Below are 1,416 nucleotides of genomic sequence, written 5' to 3'. Positions count from 1 at the left end.
CCCACCCGAGGCCGGGTCCGGTCGTGCCGTCGGCACCTTCGACCTCGGCGCCCTGCTCACCGAAGAACCGCGAGAAGTACGCACGCTCGCGCGGGAGGAACCCGGCGCGCTTCACGTTGCCCTTCCAGTTCTTGATGTCCCGCTGGTCGTGCCCGACGTTGAGGTCGCCGACGACGACCGCGAGCGGGTTGTGTTCACGGAGCTTCGGCAGCCGCTCGGTCATCGCGTCGAGGAACTTCCACTTCTCGTCCTGCTTGGGGGTGTCCACCTCGCCCGAGTGGACGTACGTCGAGACGACCGTCACCGTGGTGCCGTCGATCTCGTAGTCGGCCTCGAGCCAGCGGCCGGCGGAGTCGAACTCCTCTGCACCCAGCTCGACGCGGTGGATCTGCGCCTTGTGCCGCGAGGCGATCGCCACACCCGCGCGGCCCTTCGCGGTCGCGGGGTCGTGCACGATGTCCCACTCGTCGCCGAGCAGGCCGGACAGGTCGTCGCTCGACGCGCGGACCTCTTGCAGGGCGAGCACGTCGACGTCGCGGGTGGCGAGCCAATCGCCCATGCCCTTCCGGAACGCGGCACGGATGCCGTTCACGTTGACGGATGCGAGGCGCAGGCGTGTCATGCAGAACACCCTATCGGCGGGTGGTGACACCCCCGACCCGGCCGTAGGCTCGCGCTGTGACCGTCGTGATGACCGTGGGCGAGCTGCTCGCCGCGTTCCGACCCGTGGCCGAGCAGATGCTGCGTCCGGACGAGTTCCGGCGTGCGCGCTTCTGGGTGACGCCGCACAGTGACTGGGACCTCGACTACGAGGACGAGGCGGTCGTCGACGATTCCATGAGTGTCACATGGGAGATCAAGGGCGATCGGGGTGCGACCAGGAGCCTCGGCGTCGAGTTCTGGGACCTGCCGGAACTCCTGCACGACCTCGCCGACGACCTGCAGGACTTCATCGCCGAGAGCAGCTTCGCGTGGGGCGAGCTGCGCGAGATCCCGCCACTGGGGCAGTAGGGGCGACCGGACGACGGACGGGAGGCGCGGTGCCAGCTGGCACCGCGCCTCCCGTCAGTCAGGTGGTCAGGCCGCGTCGTGGTCCGTCTTCAGGAACTCGACCAGGTTGTCCGCGGTCGTCTCGGCGTCGTCGCCGTTCACCGTCAGGGTGACCTCGTCGCCGTTCTCGATCCCGAGGCCGAGGAGCGCGAGGATGCTGCCGGCGTTCCCGGACTTGTCGCCCTTCGCGATCGTGACCTGGTGGCCGGACGCGGTCACGGTCTGGACGAACAGGGACGCGGGGCGGGCGTGCAGGCCGGACGCGCTGGCGACGGTGACGGTGCGGGTGGCTTCGGACATCGATGTACTCCTGTCGATGGGTGGTTGGCTCATGGTAGCGAGCGCGGGGTGGGCGGTTCCGGGGCG

At 69.4% G+C, this 1,416-nt stretch carries 3 protein-coding genes; 1 reads left to right on the top strand and 2 read right to left on the bottom strand.

The genetic code is table 11. The features are described from left to right. The coding region (locus Q7F20_RS18565) for an exodeoxyribonuclease III (RefSeq protein ID WP_305741531.1) at positions 1 to 622 on the bottom strand (622 nt) is incomplete at its 3' end. Positions 623 to 678: 56 nt separating this feature from the next. On the opposite strand from Q7F20_RS18565, the gene Q7F20_RS18560 reads away from it, so the two are divergent. Then, positions 679 to 1,011, top strand: coding sequence for a hypothetical protein (locus tag Q7F20_RS18560; protein WP_305741530.1), 333 nt, complete (start codon positions 679 to 681; stop codon positions 1,009 to 1,011). 66 nt (positions 1,012 to 1,077) lie between these two features. Here the strand turns inward: Q7F20_RS18560 and Q7F20_RS18555 are convergent, their stop codons facing one another. Further along, the gene (locus tag Q7F20_RS18555) at positions 1,078 to 1,350 is read right to left on the bottom strand and encodes an HPr family phosphocarrier protein (protein WP_305739441.1); all 273 of its coding nucleotides are present in this window, start codon (positions 1,348 to 1,350) and stop codon (positions 1,078 to 1,080) included. Positions 1,351 to 1,416 lie beyond the last annotated feature (66 nt).

This window comes from Curtobacterium sp. A7_M15 (assembly GCF_030705415.1).
Taxonomy (GTDB): domain Bacteria; phylum Actinomycetota; class Actinomycetes; order Actinomycetales; family Microbacteriaceae; genus Curtobacterium.
This window is presented reverse-complemented; position numbering and strand designations above follow the sequence as displayed.